The sequence below is a fragment of the Lysinibacillus sp. FSL H8-0500 genome (assembly GCF_038051955.1).
GTDB lineage: Bacteria > Bacillota > Bacilli > Bacillales_A > Planococcaceae > Lysinibacillus > Lysinibacillus macroides.
In genome coordinates, this window is sequence record NZ_CP150292.1 from 1,586,477 (window position 1) to 1,605,105 (window position 18,629).

General features: G+C 35.1%; 18 protein-coding genes and 2 pseudogenes. 16 read left to right on the forward strand and 4 right to left on the reverse strand.

Annotated elements, in window-relative coordinates; translation table 11 throughout:
• Nucleotides 1-124 precede the first annotated feature (124 nt).
• The 9 genes from MHB44_RS07435 to MHB44_RS07475 all read left to right on the forward strand — a co-directional run bounded on the left by MHB44_RS07435 (nucleotide 125) and on the right by MHB44_RS07475 (nucleotide 8,377).
• Complete coding sequence (locus MHB44_RS07435) at nucleotides 125-1,015, forward strand: hypothetical protein (RefSeq protein ID WP_341302196.1); 891 nt, start codon at nucleotides 125-127, stop codon at nucleotides 1,013-1,015.
• A gap of 345 nt (nucleotides 1,016-1,360) precedes the next feature.
• Complete coding sequence (locus MHB44_RS07440; RefSeq protein WP_341302197.1) at nucleotides 1,361-1,612, forward strand: hypothetical protein; 252 nt, start codon at nucleotides 1,361-1,363, stop codon at nucleotides 1,610-1,612.
• 281 nt (nucleotides 1,613-1,893) lie between these two features.
• A complete protein-coding gene (locus MHB44_RS07445; protein ID WP_341302198.1) occupies nucleotides 1,894-2,052 on the forward strand; it encodes a hypothetical protein in 159 nt (52 codons plus the stop codon).
• 357 nt (nucleotides 2,053-2,409) lie between these two features.
• Entirely contained in the window at nucleotides 2,410-2,781 is a 372-nt protein-coding gene (locus MHB44_RS07450; protein ID WP_341302199.1) for a hypothetical protein, read from the forward strand.
• 183 nt (nucleotides 2,782-2,964) lie between these two features.
• On the forward strand, nucleotides 2,965-3,549 hold the full coding sequence (locus tag MHB44_RS07455) for a pyridoxamine 5'-phosphate oxidase family protein (RefSeq protein ID WP_340805136.1): 585 nt from the start codon (nucleotides 2,965-2,967) through the stop codon (nucleotides 3,547-3,549).
• Between the two features lie 255 nt (nucleotides 3,550-3,804).
• On the forward strand, nucleotides 3,805-4,491 hold the full coding sequence (gene vanR / locus MHB44_RS07460; protein WP_053994230.1) for a VanR-ABDEGLN family response regulator transcription factor: 687 nt from the start codon (nucleotides 3,805-3,807) through the stop codon (nucleotides 4,489-4,491).
• Between the two features lie 22 nt (nucleotides 4,492-4,513).
• Nucleotides 4,514-5,608 carry a vancomycin resistance histidine kinase VanS gene (gene vanS / locus MHB44_RS07465; protein WP_341302938.1) on the forward strand — a complete coding sequence of 365 codons (1,095 nt, stop codon included), beginning with the start codon at nucleotides 4,514-4,516 and terminating at the stop codon, nucleotides 5,606-5,608.
• 88 nt (nucleotides 5,609-5,696) lie between these two features.
• Entirely contained in the window at nucleotides 5,697-6,623 is a 927-nt protein-coding gene (locus tag MHB44_RS07470; protein WP_341302200.1) for a serine hydrolase, read from the forward strand.
• A 467-nt stretch (nucleotides 6,624-7,090) separates the two neighbouring features.
• A complete protein-coding gene (locus MHB44_RS07475) occupies nucleotides 7,091-8,377 on the forward strand; it encodes an NtaA/DmoA family FMN-dependent monooxygenase (protein WP_341302201.1) in 1,287 nt (428 codons plus the stop codon).
• A gap of 61 nt (nucleotides 8,378-8,438) precedes the next feature.
• On the opposite strand, the gene MHB44_RS07480 is transcribed toward MHB44_RS07475, so the two are convergent.
• The 3 genes from MHB44_RS07480 to MHB44_RS07490 all read right to left on the reverse strand — a co-directional run bounded on the left by MHB44_RS07480 (nucleotide 8,439) and on the right by MHB44_RS07490 (nucleotide 10,916).
• On the reverse strand, nucleotides 8,439-9,359 hold the full coding sequence (locus MHB44_RS07480; RefSeq protein WP_341302202.1) for a TIGR03943 family protein: 921 nt from the start codon (nucleotides 9,357-9,359) through the stop codon (nucleotides 8,439-8,441).
• Between the two features lie 11 nt (nucleotides 9,360-9,370).
• Nucleotides 9,371-10,363, reverse strand: coding sequence for a permease (locus tag MHB44_RS07485; RefSeq protein ID WP_341302203.1), 993 nt, complete (start codon nucleotides 10,361-10,363; stop codon nucleotides 9,371-9,373).
• 169 nt (nucleotides 10,364-10,532) lie between these two features.
• Complete coding sequence (locus tag MHB44_RS07490; RefSeq protein ID WP_341302204.1) at nucleotides 10,533-10,916, reverse strand: AraC family transcriptional regulator; 384 nt, start codon at nucleotides 10,914-10,916, stop codon at nucleotides 10,533-10,535.
• Nucleotides 10,917-11,175: 259 nt separating this feature from the next.
• On the opposite strand from MHB44_RS07490, the gene MHB44_RS07495 reads away from it, so the two are divergent.
• The 5 genes and pseudogenes from MHB44_RS07495 to MHB44_RS07515 all read left to right on the forward strand — a co-directional run.
• Nucleotides 11,176-11,493, forward strand: coding sequence for a GNAT family N-acetyltransferase (locus tag MHB44_RS07495; RefSeq protein WP_341302205.1), 318 nt, complete (start codon nucleotides 11,176-11,178; stop codon nucleotides 11,491-11,493).
• A 525-nt stretch (nucleotides 11,494-12,018) separates the two neighbouring features.
• Nucleotides 12,019-12,532, forward strand: a pseudogene (locus MHB44_RS07500) (transposase); the annotation flags it as partial.
• A gap of 470 nt (nucleotides 12,533-13,002) precedes the next feature.
• Nucleotides 13,003-13,602, forward strand: a complete 600-nt coding sequence (locus MHB44_RS07505) for a hypothetical protein (protein WP_341302206.1) — start codon at nucleotides 13,003-13,005, stop codon at nucleotides 13,600-13,602.
• Nucleotides 13,603-13,797: 195 nt separating this feature from the next.
• Nucleotides 13,798-14,133: a Tn3 family transposase gene (locus tag MHB44_RS07510; RefSeq protein WP_341302207.1), complete on the forward strand. Its 336-nt coding sequence runs from the start codon at nucleotides 13,798-13,800 to the stop codon at nucleotides 14,131-14,133.
• 103 nt (nucleotides 14,134-14,236) lie between these two features.
• Nucleotides 14,237-14,837, forward strand: a pseudogene (locus tag MHB44_RS07515) (transposase); the annotation flags it as partial.
• Nucleotides 14,838-15,045: 208 nt separating this feature from the next.
• On the opposite strand, the gene MHB44_RS07520 reads toward MHB44_RS07515, so the two are convergent.
• Nucleotides 15,046-15,870 (reverse strand): hypothetical protein, encoded by an 825-nt coding sequence (locus tag MHB44_RS07520; protein WP_341302208.1) that lies wholly within the window; start codon nucleotides 15,868-15,870, stop codon nucleotides 15,046-15,048.
• 150 nt (nucleotides 15,871-16,020) lie between these two features.
• Here MHB44_RS07520 and MHB44_RS07525 point away from each other — a divergent pair, with 150 nt between their 5' ends.
• Together MHB44_RS07525 and MHB44_RS07530 are read left to right on the forward strand one after the other, a co-directional pair.
• Nucleotides 16,021-16,779, forward strand: a complete 759-nt coding sequence (locus tag MHB44_RS07525; protein ID WP_341302209.1) for a glucose 1-dehydrogenase — start codon at nucleotides 16,021-16,023, stop codon at nucleotides 16,777-16,779.
• Between the two features lie 553 nt (nucleotides 16,780-17,332).
• Nucleotides 17,333-18,628, forward strand: coding sequence for a M48 family metallopeptidase (locus MHB44_RS07530; protein WP_341302939.1), 1,296 nt, complete (start codon nucleotides 17,333-17,335; stop codon nucleotides 18,626-18,628).
• Nucleotide 18,629: the final 1 nt, after the last annotated feature.

The following is an 18,629-nucleotide window of genomic DNA, read 5'->3' on the forward strand; positions in this document are numbered from 1 at the left end:
ATGTTTTTTTATTCGTTAGCATCTATTTACGAAAAAGTTATAAAGCCGTACAATATAACTTATAAACTAAATATTTGAAAATTAGGTTAATATAACATGAAGAGTAAATGGGCTATTAGGATTAGTGGGGAGTTTACTAGGAATAATTCCAAAGGTAGGCTCACCCAAGGGCGCAAAAAAGGGGAAAAGTGGAGGATCGAAGGGAAAGAGTACGAAAAAATCCGCCAAAAAATCAACGAAAAAGAAGGACTCTACGAAGAAAAAGCAACGAAAGCCCTCCAAGAAGAAAAAGAAAAAACGAAAGAAAAAATGGGACAAATTCTTTACCAAGGCACGGAAGCTAAAAAATACGATAACCAAAAGTAAATGGGTTGAAAAAGCAAAAAAAACGATCAAAAAGGCGGTATTAGCGACAAAAAAAGCTATCAAGAAAACCATCAATAATGTGAAGGCAGCTTATCAGCAAACGGTTGCAAAAACAAAAGAAGTTGTAAAAGAAGTGAAACAAACAGCGAAAGAAGTAGCCGTTCAAGTAAAATCCGTCGCAACGAAAGTCACAAAAGAAATCCAAAAGCCAGTGGTGAAGTCTTTCAATAGCTTCAAAGAAATTGGAAAGGATTTCAACAAGGGGCTTCAAACGAGGGCAAACAAGGCACTAGACTCACCGTATGATTTTGCTAATTATCTGACACTCGGTGCAGTCGACGGTATTAAGTCTGGGGCAAAAAGTAGAGCCGATAAGATACTGGATTCACCATCAGATTTTTTAAATTACGCAACGTTTGGTTTTACGGACATGGCTAAAGGGGCAGTAAACCCAAAAGATCCTCTATCTAAAGAACATTGGTTGGATAGTTTTGGCGTGGCTACATCTGTGTTGGGGGCAAAAGGCGCATCAACGACAAAACCGACTGGAGGAACAAGGGGTAAGTCTGTTAGTAGTAATAGTCTGAGTAATAAGGGCACGGGTAAAGTTCAAACTGGTGGTAGGGAACTTTCGGTAGATGGTATTTAAAACGACTTGATAAAGCAGATGAAATGTATGAATCCTTTAGAAAATCCAAAACTGATGTAAGTTCTATCGCACAAAATACTGGAATGACAGAGAATCAAAGAGCATTTATTTTTTAAAGAGCATATTAAGGAACATGGAATTGGGCGCTTTGAGTCAGATTATGAAATTGCACAAGCATGGGATAGGCTCCAAAAAGGAATCTATAAAAAGAATGATATTGATTTATTGAATCATGAACTTTTTGAATCAAAATTTGAAGGAATATTCAAAACGGACTATAGGAAAGCACATGATAGAACAGTAGAGTCTGGGCGTCTATGGTATCCACCTGAGGAGAAATAAAAAATGGCTTCGTATGTTTTGTTATTAAAGGAATATGAAGATAATGAAATTGTGGTTTATAGGTTTGGACCGAATGAAGATATTATGGGGAAAATTGAGTTAAATAAGTTTACTAGAAAATTTTCGGAGCTAAAAGCTATCCCAAACAGTAATTTTCCATCTAAATTTTATTATGATAGGGCTGCTCAAAGATTGGCAGTTTGTCTAGTAAGAGAAGGTGGTATATTTCCAGATAGAACAGCTTTTGAATCCTAGTAACTAAAAAATTCCTTGATTGGCTCTATGCCTTTCAAGGTTTTTTGTTATTATTAAAAACAATATGGCTTTAGGTTATAATACATGCTAGATAAGAGCATATTATTATGGACATAAGAAGGAGATTTAAAATTTGCTGATAAGAGAAAGCCATGTTCAGAATCAAAATGTTATGAAGGCAGTGCCATCATGAGTATTACAAAACAATAAAAAGCGTGAGAAGTAAGCGAGATGACATTTTACATGGCGAGAGTAGTAAATCATTAGAGGAAATTGCTAGAATGAGAGTTAATCAACGAAATGAAGGGAGAATTAATAATTATTTAAAGACTGGTAATCATAAAGGGTTAGAATCAATGAAACAAAGGAACTTAGAGCAATATGGAAATCCCGACGGACCCACACCTAATCAATTATATGAAAAGGATGGTACAATCTAGGTTAGTTATAAATTGCTCATATCAAGTAAATAATAACGGCTTGAATCTTAAAATCTAAAGCGTTCAAGCCGTTTTGGATTATTAACTATTATTGTTTTGATTGTACAAGCCAAATGATTAATAAAAAGAATAAGGCAAATAGAACTCTAAAAAATAGAGGGGGAATACTATGAAATTCATAAAAGAACTGATCTGAAAGCATAAAGGTTAATAAAAATCCTAAAATAAAAATAATGAGATAACGAAACAATTTAATCACTCCATTTGAGTAACATATGTTTTAGTCTTAAAAAAATAATAGGCTACATATACAATAATAAGTTAAATTAGTAATAAATCACATAGGAGGGTTAAAGGATGAAGAAAATATTTAATATAACATTGATGTGTATGATGGTCACTGTATTTTGTTCAACTACTCATTCTCGTGCGGATACAAAAGATTTTGATAGAGATGTAGCGTTTATACCCTACAACAAAATATTAACAAAGCTTAGTAAAGAATATGGCATAGATATGTATATTCCAGAAAAAAATAAAGAGAAATTTTTAAATAAGGTGAAAGGGATGACACCGAAAGAATTTGAAAAGCTGCTAAGACAGCAGTATAACGAATCAAAAAAGTATATCACATTACCTTCTTATGACAAGGCAGAGATGGGAGATTCTCCTTATCCTCAACCAATTCCTAATGCAGAGCAAATGATACCAGCAACACCGTTACAATAAAAATAGCTCCGTATAATTTGCGGGTAATTATTTATAAGTACAGACTATTCTCTATAATTTATGCCCAATATAGCTACATGTGTATTTGGCTGTACCCATTTGTTTTCATAGAACTGTCCCTTTTTTGGAGAGCCGTCCTGCTGTAGACTCCTTTTTATAAGATGATAGGAGGATATGATAGAGATGACAACAGCTATTCGAACATTTAAAAGAGCATGTACAGATGAAACCCAAATTCATAAATTTTTAAGAGAGGCACAAACTGCTTTTCTGGGGCTAGTGGACCATAGTGTACCCTATGTAATACCTTTAAATTATGTGGTGAAAGATGGAATTTTTTATTTCCATGGTGCCAATGACGGAAGAAAAATAAACATCATGACTGCCAATCCAAATGCTTGTATAACAATATGCGAAAATTATGGAACAATGGTAGACCCCATTCCTGCGAACACAGATACAGCTTATATGAGTGTCATTGCAAATGGTGTGGTGGAAATTGTGAGGGATTTAGACGAAGCAACTGTGGCTATGCAGGCTATGCTTGATAAATATGTACCAGGTTATTATCAGGCACCTTTATCGAAAACACATATTGATAAATATCAATCATCGCTAGGCAGTAAAACACTTGTATTTAAAATTAAACCTGCTACTATGACGGTTAAAGAGCATAAGCTAAATGAACAAATGCAATATTATCGTGGCAGAGTTGTTACACAGGATATAAACCGAAAATCGAATGAGGAGCCAATTAAAACTACTTAGGTCCAATAGATGGTGTTGGTATATAACTTCCTCTAAAAGGACATGAAATGAATAAAATGGATAGATGGAATTTATGAGTTTTGTTTAGAGAACCAAAAGGAGAGTTGGAACTAGTTAGTATCCGATTCTTCTTTTTATTTTAAAGAGATAGCGTTAAAAAAGGCTACACATATTGATAGATATAGCCATAACTAAGTGCTATAATGCCTCTGAAAATCATTGGAAATTTCGTGTTTATAAAGAGGGGGCATTTAGTTGAATATTTTAGTTGTTGATGATGAACAGGAAATTGCAGATTTAATTGAGCTTTATTTAAAAAATGAAAATTATCATGTATTTAAGTATTATACAGCTCAAGAGGCTTTGGTCTGTATGGAGCGGGAAAAATTGGATTTAGCTATTCTGGATATCATGATGCCAGATATTGATGGCTTTACAATTTTACAGAAAATCCGAGAAGCATTTAATTTTCCAGTGATTATGCTTACGGCTAAGGAAGAAGAAATTGATAAAATAACTGGATTTTCTCTAGGAGCGGATGATTATATTACAAAGCCTTTTCGTCCATTAGAACTGGTTGCACGCGTAAAGGCACAATTACGAAGATTTACCCTGTACAACCAAGGCTCAAAGCAAAATGAGGCTATTATTGATTTTGCTGGTTTGATTATCAACAAGGATACACGACAGGTTTTACTAAATGAAAGACCATTATCGCTTACACCTACAGAATTCTCTATTCTATGGTATTTAAGCTCAAACAGAGGTAAGGTCATTAGTGCCGAGGAATTATTTCGAGAGGTTTGGGGAGAAAAGTATTACAACAGCAATAACACCGTAATGGTGCATATTAGGCATTTACGAGAAAAAATGAACGATTCTGTGGACAATCCAAAGTTTATTAAGACGGTTTGGGGAGTGGGGTATACCATTGATAAATGAGTTTGGAAGACTGAAGAGAAAAATGATTTTACAAATTATTGTTATTCTTGTGATTGCCCTGATAGTCGGTTATTTCATTAACTTCGTATTTATTGACGGTATCTTGCAGGCTCCTTTTGCGGACGTCTTTATGGCTTTTTGTGAAAATATTTTACAATTAGATTATTATGCAGCACGAAACGCGTATAATGTGCTATTTCAACAAAATAAACCATTTTGGCTAGCGATAGGATTTATACTATTACTGCTAATTATTTTTTATATTGCATTGTCCCGTTTTACTCGTTACTTTCATCAAATTAGTACAGGTATTACAATGCTTGCAGATGAGTCAGAAAAGGAAATACATCTACCTGCTGAACTTGATTTTTTAGAGAAGAAATTAAATGATGTGAAAAATAAATTAGAAAAACGTGCAAAGGATGCTCAAGAGGCAGAGCAACGAAAGAATGATCTTGTTGTCTATTTAGCGCATGATATTAAAACACCGTTAACGTCCATTATTGGCTATCTAAGCCTGTTAGATGAAGCAAAGGATATGCCTGTGGAGCAAAAGGAAAAATATGTAGCGGTTACGTTAGAAAAATCAAATAGGCTAGAACAATTAATCAATGAGTTTTTTGAAATCACCAGATTTAATTTACAATCCATTATTTTAGAGAAGGATCTTATTCCACTCAACTATATGTTAATGCAGGTAGCAGATGAATTTTACCCATTATTAGCACCAAAAGGTCAAAAAGCTATCGTTAAAATAGATGAAGACATCACTATTTATGCGGATGGCAATAAATTAGCGAGGGTCTTTAATAATATTTTAAAAAATGCAATGGCTTATAGCCACCCAAATAGTACAATTGAAATTAGTGCTAATAACAAAAATAATCAGACATGGATTTCTTTTATAAATACAGGAAAGACCATTCCTCCTGAAAAATTAAAGATGATATTTGAAAAGTTTTATCGTTTAGATCTTGCGAGGTCCTCACAAACTGGTGGTGCGGGACTTGGCTTAGCCATTTCGAATGAAATTGTACAAGCCCATGGAGGGACTATTACGGCTACCTCTAGCGATGAAAAAACAGTATTTACTGTTAAACTGCCAAACAATTCTTAAGAAATCTTAAGAATTCACTAATAGTTAATTAAAAATAAGCTCCTTTTTTTATGGTTGAATATAAGCATAAAGAGAAGGAGTTGTTTTTATGTTCACTAAAAAAGGTATTTTTAGTATATCGTTTATCATAATTATGTTATTCGTTTATGTTATGGTTTCAAAAGAAACGCCCATATCATTTGTTGACTCTTCAAAAGTAGATGTACTTGCAACGAGTGAAGATACGCTTGATGTCGATTTATACAGCTCGAATGCAATTTTAGTTAATTTAGATAACAATCAGGTTTTATTGGATAAAAATAGCGAGGAGAGAATTTATCCTGCATCTTTGACAAAAATGATGACCGTTTTAGTTGCTATTGAACACATTCAAAATTTACAACAAGAAGTTGTGTTACCCAAAAATATATTTCATGATTTATATGAAAAAAATGCTTCAATGGCAGGTTTTCTCCCTAATGAGCAGCTTACAGTAGAGGATTTATTGTATGGTTCCATGTTGCCATCAGGTGCAGAGGCATCTATCGGCTTAGCTGAATATATTACAGGCTCAGAGGAAGAGTTTGTCAAACTTATGAATAACAAGGCTCAACAGCTTGGCATGATAAATACGCATTTTATGAATACAACGGGTCTGCATCACCCAGAACATTATACAACGGTACAGGATATTGCTTTGCTTCTACAGTATGCATTAACAAATAGTGAATTTCGTCAGATTTATACTGCGGAAAGATACTCGATAAAGCAAACAAATCGTCATCCAGAAGGCATGACATTTATCAATCGAATGTTTCAACATATGACTTCAGGCGAGTTGTCAGCAGGGGAAATCTTAGGTGGTAAAACGGGTTATACAGAGGAGGCTGGATTATGCTTAGCGAGTTTAGCTACAGTCAATGGACAAGAATATATCCTCGTAACAGTAGGAGCCAAAGGAGATCCTCGAACGGAGCAATATAATATAACAGATGCATTTTTAGTATATCGTCAATTATCAGGCGGAAACATATGAAAGGTGTTGCGTAGTCGTCTGTAAATAAAGTGAATCTTCAATCAGTGGAGTTTTCCTCCAGCTCCACTGATGGGTGATAGAGAAGCAGAGGCTAAGAACCTGGCATCCTGTGAAAATGCTTGTACGACCAACATCGTGTTGACCTTGACCTTTGTTTTTACAGCGTGTCGCCATCGCACAAAAATGCTTATGAATACGGGATAAATTTTAACCAGAGCTTGGGCAAAATTATTTATTATTGAAATCGTCTTTCTAAATGAAGCATTTAATTTAGACAAAGCTCTTTTTACTACTGGAAAACAGAAACAGCACATAAATTGTTCCTGCCGTATGTAAATATTTCACATTCTACTTATCGTTAGCAACGATAATGAGTCAAATAGAGGCAAAGTATTTGATTGCAATCTTAGAAATTAATGCTTATCATGAAAATGATAATCATTTTCAATTGATAAGGAGAGAGTAATTTGCCGAATAAAAGACAACTTATAATTGGTATACATCTAGCTGTACACGGTGAACAGGACAAAAAAGGTGCAATGATTGAGGAGCAAATTGCATTTGCAAAGCGTGCTGAGGCAGCCAAATTAGATTTTGTATTTAAGGCTGATTATTTAATAGCGCATCCAGAGTTAATGGCTAAAACAAAAGGAACAGTTGGACTAGAGCCTAGCTTTTTGCTAGCGCTCGTAGCGAGAGAAACGCAGCAAATCGGTTTAGTAACAACTATTTCCACATCATTTACACCACCTTATCTTATTGCCCGCCAATTACAAACCTTGAATTGGATTAGCAATGGACGAGTAGGGTGGAATGTTGTGACCTCTATTGATGGAGCATCTAATTTCAGCAATGACCCTATGCCATCATCAGAGGAGCGTTATGCCAAGGCTGCAGAAAGTATAAATGTTGTTCAGCAGCTCTGGCATAGTCATCCTAGTGAAATATTGGAAGCTAATGGGGATTTAGAAAAAATTAAAGAGCTTATAAGGCCTATTGATTATAATGGTAAGTTTTTCAATATTAAAGGTCCTTTAAATATACCTATGCATCCAGCAGGGGATATACCGTTATTTCAGGCAGGTGCATCTGAGGTAGGACGTCAATTTGCGGCAACTGTATCGAATGCGATTTTTGCTGCAACACCAACTATGGATGTTGGCATTGAAATGCGTAATGATTTGCGAAAGCGTGCTGTTGAGGCTGGTCGTTCGGCAGATGATATTCGCTTATTGCCAGGTCTCTATTTCTTTATAGGTGATACATATGAGGAGGCATTGGAAATGCATCAGCAGGCTCATGCCCATTTAACGCTTGAGCGCCGCTATGCTGCATTGGTATCCGTTATTGGACTGGATGTTCGCCACTTGGCACTTCAGGATCGTGTAACAGTTGATCTACTGCCTCCAAAAGATCAAAAGGTTCGTAGTAAAACGCATGCTCATCTTGTGCGGCGCTATATTATGGAGAATAAGCCGACTGTGGAGGAATTACTTGCACGACCTGAGGTAATTGGCTCAGCACATCTTGTAGCCATTGGTACGCCACAGGATATTGTCCAGCAAATCGTTACGTTTTATGATAAGGGTGCATTCGATGGCTTTATTGCTGTGCCAGGTGGTCCAGCAAAATCTTTGGATTTATTCTTTAACGAGGTGATACCTATGCTCGTTGAACGTGGGTTATTCCGAGCCGACTATGAAGGGAGCACATTACGCTCACATCTAGGCTTAGATGTGTTACTACCTAATTAAAGCTACACATAAAAGGAGCAAAGATGGTGCGAATCAACATGCTTTGCCCTTTTAATGCTTGCTAAAAGTTCATTCGAATATTAATTGGGTAGAGATAGGGTGATTCAGGTTGTTCGATTGTTACCCAATTATCAATTTGAATAACAGGTAAGATGGCTCCATCATAAGTCGTTTGCCCAATTGTGCCTACAATCTCAATCCATGTATCCTCCTTGAGCGTAGGGGCTTCTGCAAATTCGCTTAAAAAGCCTACAATGCTTGCATCTGCCACACAATGGGTAATCAGAAATCGTGAAATAACAAGCTGATTTTGACTAAAATCCTCCTCTTTTAAAACAAAGCCCTTTAGCTGTATTTGCTTGCCTAGATAGTTTGCTAAATTGTGATTAATCTCCTCATAATAAATCGTATAATCCTCATCTGTCATTTTTAGCATTGTTTGCTGTGAAAGCTGCTGTTTTAATCGGTCATATTGTTTTTTAGTCATCTCCTGCTTTTCTTCCATTAATCGAGGGTCAGGCTCATGCTCATCATAGATATTTTCATCAATGGTTTCGTTTGAAGTGAGATAATCCTCTATTTTTGAATTTTGACTTTGTTGAGCAAGAATAAAAGAAGCACCTTTTTTATCAGCAATTGCAGCATCTAAAATTTTAGCAGGCACAAAGAAGCCCGTTATAATAGGGGTTATAACAATAAAATACGATAGCATTTTTTTTCGTGTAAAAGGTGATTGTCCATGGTCATGCTGTGAACAGCAAGCTTGTCCATGATGATGGCAATGCTGAGTAGTCTTGGACACGACTCTTGTTAATTGTACAAGAAATAACATAAAAAATAGAATAGTGGCTGTTTTACTTAGGTTATCGTATTTCGGATTAATATATTTTGTTAGTTCCCCCGTCCAATGCAGGCTTGCAATCATAGCAGAAAAAGCAAGTAAAATAACAGCTCTCACTGCTTGCTGAATGTGAAATTTCATGAATTTCCTCCTTACAAATACGGTGAAAGAATAAATAAACTAACATAAACTACTATAGCGACGAAGGCAACTAACCATAAAACAAATTTTAGGCGAAATACACTTATCAGCATAATGGTATTTTTTAAATCAATCATTGGGCCAAAAATTAAAAATGCAAGGATTGAATGGGTAGAGAACAGAGAACTAAAGGAAGCACCGATAAAAGCATCCGCTTCTGAACAAAGTGAAAGAATAAAAGCTAAGCCCATCATTACTAAGATAGAGGAGGATACGCCATCACCTATTTCTACAAGTGCTTTGGTTGATACATATGTTTGGACAAAGGCTGCTAAAAATGCGCCAATAATTAAATATTTTCCTACATCAAAAAATTCATCAACGGCATGTTTACAGGTGTTTATTAATTTTGTTATGAATGATGTTTGCGTATCATCCTTTGCTACTGGCTGGAGTGCTACAGAATTTTTCAATTGTGAACCTTTAAAAAATAAGCTAACGAGCAAAGCAACTACAATAGCTATTACAAAACCTATTAACATTCGAAGACTAGCGATTTTTAAATTATTGCCAAATGCCATATAGGTTGAGAGAATAACAATTGGATTGATCAAAGGACCTGTGAGCATAAAGCCAATAGCTGCATGTATCGGTACTCCTTTGGCAATTAATCTTCTAACAATTGGCACAATCCCACATTCACAGGCCGGAAATAAAGCGCCTACAAAGCAACTCATCACAACAGCCAACAATGTATTTTTAGGAATCCACCTTTCAATATGCTCCTCCGTGATAAAAATCTGAATAAAACCTGCAATTAGAATGCCAATTAATACAAAAGGCAAGGCCTCAATTAAAATACTTAAAAATATCGTATGAAGGCTGAGCAAAGAGGAGCTAAAGCTTTTTAGCTCTGAGAAGTTCAGTAACAGTACTGGAAGAAGACTTATGATGAATATGAAAGCTAACCAAAAATTTAGCTTAGGCAATTGAAGACGATCCACATGTACCTCCTTGTTGTAATAAAGTGTAATGATTACGTTTTAATGTAGGTTATGTAAGAGGACATGCAGGTATTACTCCTGATTACTATTTTTATCGATGAATGCTCAATAAATAAAGAGAAAGTGGAGTAGGAGTAGTGCTACTTTTCACTTTCTCTTTGTTTCATCATCATTGATGCAAATGCTTATTTCTAAATTGCTTGGGCGTGATACCTGTAAATTTTTTAAAAACTTTAATGAAATAGCTCTGGTCTGTGAAATTAAGGAGGGAGCCGATGTCTAAGATTGGGTAGTTTGTGAATGTTAATAGCTTTTTTGCTTCGTCAATCCGTTGTTGTTGGATGTATTCACTAAATGAAATACCTACTTCCTTTTTAAATAAGGAGGAAAGATAATTTGGACTTAAATGACAAATATCAGAAAGTTGCTCCAATGTTATGTCACTATATATATGATTTTCGATAAAATGTATACATGTGGTGGTGGTTGCTGAGTATTTTACTTTATTCGCATGTGAAACGCGGTTCGTATAGTCGTAAATAGCCTCCTCCATTAAGGATTATCTAGGGTGAAATATTTATAATCAAACTATTAAAAGGTATTACATTTTATGATTTAATGGATTTATTTTTATATATGGGGTCTCGCCGACATTTCGGAAATTTTGTACGTTAAGCGAAATAAAGTTACCAAACGACGCTTGGGTGCATTTTTTGAAATAATGTAGCATGTTAATTTAAGAATATATAATAATTCATATTGCATAATTATATGTTTATTGGTATTTTCATTAAAAAGTAAGGGGGTAATGTATGTATTTTCGAGAGTTTACTTTACTAGATTTTGATTTAGTAATTGAGTTGTGGGAAAAAGCCAGACTAATTCTTTCTTTTTCAGATACCTATGACGGACTGAAGGAAAAATTAAAAAGAGACCCAAAGTTATTTTCTGTACTGGAGGAAGATTCTCGAATTATAGGCGTAGTGATGGGCAGTTATGATGGAAGAAAAGGATGGATTAATCATTTAGCTATTGACCCAGAATATCAAGGAAGAAATATTGGGCAGCAAATTATCGAAGAATTGGAAAGTCGGTTCAAAAAATGGGCTGTGAAAAAATTAATCTTTTAATTGAGTTAAGTAATGAGAAGGTTCAGGGATTTTATGAAAAACAAGGGTTTAAAACAGATGAATTAATATTTATGGAAAAGTGGATTTAACTTAAAAACCTACTTAAAGTAACGGGTACTTTAGTGCAACAAGGATTTATGACGTATGCAAAACAAACTCAAATAACGTTCCCAAATCAAAGTTTGGTAATACACAAAAAAGCAACAAACGTTGTTAAATCAATATTTGTCGCTTTTTTAGTGGAACATTATTTATACATACTTTTATGCACGTTTCTACAGAGCTAGTCGCAGCAACAAGTTGAGCGTGTTTTGGTGCTGGCTGCGTTCATTATGATGTTGCATAGAATCGTGCATATTTTTAACGTTTCTTAGCGTTCAAAATTTCCAAAATGCAGGCTGTACCCCATACCCATCAAGCTAACGAAATTAATTTCCCCAAATTCGAAAAAAATGCTATTTTTTCTGTAAAAATATTAGTTTACGAGAAAGAGTGACGTTTTGATGATTCCAATCATTTCAAATGAAGCTGCCAACACGTGTCATCATCCATCGTTTAACCGATGATCAAACATGTGTATATCACGAACACGTCGCCAGAAGAAGTGCCGACGAACTACGTCCATTCCTTGTATTCGCTACGTTGGCAAATAGAGATTTTGTTTAAAACATGGAAATCGTTCTTTGAAATTGACGCGTGTAAGAATATCAAAAAAGATCGTCATGAATGCCATTTATATGGCCAACTCATTGGCATTCTGGTCTGTTCTTCTACCATGTTTCAAATGAGACAGCTCCTGCTTGAAAAGAAAAAGCAGGAACTGAGTGAATATAAAGCGATTTACATGGTTAAAGATTACTTTCCGTTACTGTTCCGAGCCATGGCAGTTGGCACAGATGAACTTTTGAACATTCTGCAACACCTATATCAGCTACTGAAAAAGAACGGTCGCAAATGTCATCGGTATAAGAAGCAGACCGTCCTCGATATTCTGGATGTTGTTTATGAACTGACGGTGAATAAAAGACAAGTCGCGTAGCGAAAAAATCATATTTTCATAGGTTTATTTGGTCTGTTTATTTTTCCAAAACGCATGAGTCACATTACAAAAATCAAGATCTAGCTATGGTTTTTCACCGTTAGCTTGATGGGTATGCAGCAGAACCCCTTAAAGAAGAAAAAACTATTGATTAGAGGGAAAAACTAGTTGTATTAAAGGGAAATCAGTATAAAAGGAAAAAGAGTTGTAGAATTATTCTATAGTTAATGGTAAAATTTTATAATACTCAAAGGATGGAGGTGGTTTTTTGAAATTTTTTGGAACCTTTCTAATATCCTTATCTATTTTGTTAATTTATTTAAAAGTGAATCTACTGGCATGTTTTTTTATACTAATGATAGGTGTGTTGATTCATATTTTTAAATTTTCTGAAAAAATATAGACTTCCTTTTTTTAGTTTGTTATACTATTTTTGTAATAAAAAATAGTATAACAAGGAGAGGATAGTTTTGAGGAAAAAAATTGTGATTTTTCTATTATCATTAACACTTGCATTTAGTTTTTTATCTAATTTCAACACTGTGGCATATGCCTCAAACGATGAAAACACTAATGTCGTTGATATCTCGACACCAGTAGTTGAGCTAGAAAATGTTGATGCTACTGAAACAGCAGACAGTGAGATTCAAATCCTGGGTTTACCAGATTTGACACCACTTAAGGGTGCTTATGTGAAGTCTAATCAATATGCAGCTGGAGGACGAGTTAATATTGATTGGGAATACCTTTATATGACACCTCAAGATGCTAGGAAATATGCATCAAAAGTTGAAGCTAGTCTAGCAGAAGCTGCTGCTTGGATTGCTGCTTCTTGGATTCCGCAAATCGGTGCTATAACTGGAACTTTGGGTGGTTTGTCTATGTTGGAAAGAGCGGGATTGGCAACAGAAATTAGAAAATATACTGATAATAATCAACATGTAAGAATCGTAATGTATTATGATAAGTTTTATGGTATTAGAGGAAGAAGTGCAGAACTATGGGATGGGAGAATGGGTGGTGTAAAAAATCACGCTGGTACTATAATTAAGTACGAAACATGGAGTTAAAAAATAAGCTTCATTTAAACTAATGATTCGTAAACATCTTGTATATTAACCAAAAAAGGAAACTAATAGTATATTTTATTGGTTTCTTTTTTTATTATGGGACAAAATATTTTAAAACGAATTTTCTTTGATGAACATGGACACTGGAATTGATTTAAAATAAAATACGGAACATAGCTACAGCTCTTAGAGAGATTGGGAGAATTGAAAAAAACAATCTTTATTCTTGACTATATAACAAATGAAACATTAAGAAGAAGGATACATCGTGGGTTAAATAAAGGAGAAGTCATGAATGGAGGAAATAAAATGGTAGAGAAAGGACACTTATATACTGAACGATACAGCGTAGGGCAATTCAAGTTATATTTTGCATTAGAAAATGGTGAAGGAAATGAAACAGTACGTGTATTGAACGTTAACAAGGGCTTTAAAATAACTGTCACAGCTATTACAATTATTCCTTATAACGACCTGAACAAGAACAGTCAATATTGCTATTGCGGCCCCGTCACATGTCCATCAAGCTAACGAAACTAATTTCCTTAAAATTACTAAAAATGGTATTATTTATATAAAAATATTAGTTTACGAGAAAGGGTGGCGTTTTTGATGATTCCAATCATTTCAAATGAAGCTGCCAACACGTGTCATCATCCATCGTTTAACCGATGATCAAACGCAAACACGCTTGGAAAACCAAGCGATGCGTAGAAAAGAAGAAAGGCATTGTCATGAAGGAGAAAAGTAAACGCTTAATGGGCATAAATGTGTATATCACGAACACGCCGCCAGAAGAAATGCCGACGAACTACGTCCATTCCTTGTTTTCGCTACGTTGGCAAATAGAGATTTTGTTTAAAACATGGAAATCGTTCTTTGAAATTGACGCGTGTAAGAATATCAAAAAAGATCGTCATGAATGCCATTTATATGGCCAACTCATTGGCATTCTGGTCTGTTCTTCTACCATGTTTCAAATGAGACAGCTCCTGCTTGAAAAGAAAAAGCAGGAGCCGAGTGAATATAAAGCGATTTACATGGTTAAAGATTACTTTCCGTTACTGTTCCGAGCCATAGCAGTTGGCACAGATGAACTTTTGAACATTCTGCAACACCTATATCAGCTACTGAAAAAGAACGGTCGCAAATGTCATCGGTATAAGAAGCAGACCGTCCTCGATATTCTGGATGTTGTTTATGAACTGACGGTGAATAAAAGACAAGTCGCGTAGCGAAAAAATCATATTTTCATAGGTTTATTTGGTTTGTTTATTTTTCCAAAACGCATGAGTCACATTACAAAAATCAAGATCTAGCTATGGTTTTTCACCGTTAGCTTGATGGGTATGCGGCAGACCCCCTATACAAATAAAAAGTTTGATTATATAATCAAACCCAAAACCTCTAAATATAAGGTCTAATTTTATTATATTATTTACCCTATATTCGATATAATAGGATGTCATTTAAGCTATTTTGTTCCTCAAGCTTTTGGATGTAAAAATCACTTAACGTAAAGGCAGTTTCTTCATTTAAACCCCCTTCAATCGCAGCACGACAAATAAGCGCTATTCCTGTAATCATCAGATTTTGTAGACTTCTTAGCTTGTTTCGTTTGGAAAGCACACCAAGTTCCGCTTCTCCAACAATTGAGTAGTTCAATATTTCATTTAATTTTTCCTTATGTCCATTTTTGACATAGTCTAACAATATTTTTTCATAATAGAGGTTTGTGTGAACAATATCATTTCTTCTAGCATAGGAGAGCTCAAGGGTCGTATTTTCTTCATGACGAATAATGGGCTTTAATGTTTGATTGCTTTGCATCACCAAGGTTTTCGTTAATTTTTTCTGATAGATCAAATAGTAAACAAATAAACTAATCGCTATAAATTGTTGATAATGAAGGGTAGGAACAGATTGGTTGTCATAATCGAAATTTTGCGTGACTATGTGATGATTGACAGGGGCAAGAGAAGGACCTACTAGAAGCGCCCCTAAATAATGATTATCTTTGTTTAAATTGATAAAGAAAAAATGAAAATCCTCCATTGAGATAAAAATCGGATAGTCCTTGGAAGCAGTATCATAAGGATATGTTGTTAGCTGCTCCATTAAGGAAGTATAATTTAGATTCTTTTGCAAGGCCTTCGATGTATACTCAAAGATTATTTCGCCCCGCGGATCGATATATGTCACAGAAAGTTGATGTGTTTCATAAATTAATTGACCTATGTATTGAAGATCCAGTGAAGAAATTTTCACTTTTTTACACCTCCATTTTTATTGCTGCTATTGCTATGAAAACCGTTACAACAATAAGAAAGTACTATTTTGTGTAGAATAATACAATAAAATAAGTGAAATTGGCTATAAAATAGATAGTGACTTCAAAATGCTAGGGAGGAATGGAAGATGGAACTTTTAAATAAAATTGCAGTAGTAACAGGCGCTGGAAGCGGTATAGGGAGAGCCAGCAGTTTGAAACTTGCTAGTAATGGTGCAAAAGTGGTAGTCGTGGATTTCAACAAAGAAACAGGGGAAGAAACAGTAAGCTTGATGAAAGAACAAGGCGGAGAAGGTATCTTTGTGCAGGCAGATGTTTCAAAAAGCGAAGATGTTCAGAAATATGTTAATGCCGCTGTTGATACGTATGGACGTATTGATATATTTTTCAATAATGCGGGGGTTATTCAAAAAATTTCTCCATTAACAGAGATTGAAGATACAGAATATGATCGTATTATGGATATCAATGTGAAAGGTGTATTTCTAGGCTTAAAATATGTTTTAAAAGTAATGGAGGGACAAGGTAGCGGCTCTATTATTAACACAGCTTCAACAGCAGGTGTTCGTAGTGAGCATAGTATGGCTGTTTATTCTGCGAGTAAGCATGCTGTGGTCGGTTTAACAAAATCTGCTTCGTTAGAGTATGTAAAAAAAGGTGTTCGTATCAACGGTATTTGTCCAGGTGGAGTGGCAACAGCATTAACAGACAGTGTAACAACTATGTTTGAAACAGGTGGCTATATTCCAGAGGAAATTCCAAATATGCGAATGGGACGCTATGCAAAACCAGAGGAGCTAGCAGAAATGGTTGTATTCTTAGCATCTGATAAAGCAAGCTATATGACAGGCTCAATCGTGCTTGTTGATGGTGGTTTAACTTTATAAAAGATTGAAATCCAGTGAAAATTCATTCACTGGATTCAGACTGTAGACAAAGTCGATTTTTTCGACTTTGTCTATTATTTTTAAATTAGATGGCTCTAAGCACAATTCTTTTTAGATTTTCTAAACCCTTTATTTTCAAGGATTCAGAAAAATATTTGAACATAGAAAACTAAAATCAATGCCGACATATGATAACTTTTTGTTACGAATTTAGTTTGTCGACCCCCTGCTCCAGTAAAAATTCATTCACTGGATTTTTTGACATTGATATGAAGTAGTACCAGAGACATTATAGTGTGGCTTTCTACACAGGTAGATAAATGCTGACCGAGCGACTATTATCTGGTATGAGTAGCTATTATTCGCAGACTATTAAAACAGCATTTGTTATGGAAAAATAAGCAGATAATGATCGTTTTGCAACATTTCTAACAGATTGGAGATGTTGCGAATTTTTTCCCGATAAAAAGTAAGACTATATTTGTTCTAACTTCGGCAATTTCGCTTACACTTATTATAGGACGAACTTTGGGTGAGACGGGGAGGAAGTAACATAGCGAAAAAAATGGGCATTGTTGCGCTACTATTATTCGGTGTTTACGTGCTTTGTATGTACTGGTATATATTCCATAGCGGTGATGGTAAAATACCGAGTGCTTTACAGGGAACGGCTGCAGATCCAGTGATGTTTATGTCTGGCAAGGAACTTTTTTTAAGTGGTGAATATTCAAAAATACGGAACTTTCTTTTCTTTATCGCGACACCTTTCGAATGGCTAATTTATTTCTTGATTTTATTAATGGGTGTATCACGCTATTTTGAAAAAATAACAACATCCCAAACAAAGTGGAAGCTCTTACAAAATGCAGGCTATTTATTTCTATTATCGGTATTCGTATATATCGTGTTATTTCCACTTAATTATTATAGGTATTACCTTAGTAAAAGCTACGGTATCAGTACACAAACCTTTGCGTCTTGGATGAAAGATGGTGTTCTTGATTTTTGGGTGAGCTTTGGCATGAGCTTGATTATTGTTACAGTTATTTATTGGCTGATGAAAAAGAGCGAGAAAAGATGGTGGCTATATACATGGCTGTTAACCATACCCTTTACAATCTTTGTGATGTTTATTCAGCCCGTTGTAATTGATCCTTTATACAATGATTTTTATCCGCTGAAAAATAAAGAGCTGGAAACAAAAATTTTATCGCTTGCGACACAGGCGAATATTCCAGCAGAGCATGTCTATGAAGTGAATATGGCTGAAAAAACAAATGCTTTAAATGCCTATGTCACAGGAATTGGTAGTAATTCGAGAATTGTGCTGTGGGATACAACCTTAAATAGATTAACGGACAATGAAATTTTATTTATCATGGCACATGAAATGGGGCATTATGTAGAAAAGCATATTTATTTTGGCATAGCAGGCTACTTATTACTAACCTTGCTAGGCTTATGGCTAACAAATAAGGCGATGCGACGGTTGATTGCTCGCTATGGGCAGGTTTTAAAAATCAATAAAATCAGTAATATCCGCTCTTATCCATTGTTTTTACTGTTGACCTCTATTTTATTATTTGCCTCCGACCCTGTATCAAATTATATTTCACGATATCAGGAGACAAGAGCTGATCAATATGCAATTACATTGATGGAGGATCGTGAGGCAGCTGTAACAGCATTTCAAAAGCTAACGATTTCAGGCTTAAGTGAGGTCAACCCTCCACTTCTTGTTAAATGGTTCCGTTACACACACCCACCGATGCTAGAGCGTATTTATAAGGTTGCTGATCATGAGGGGCAAAAACAAGAAATTCCGTTAAAGGAAGAACAAAAGAAATAAA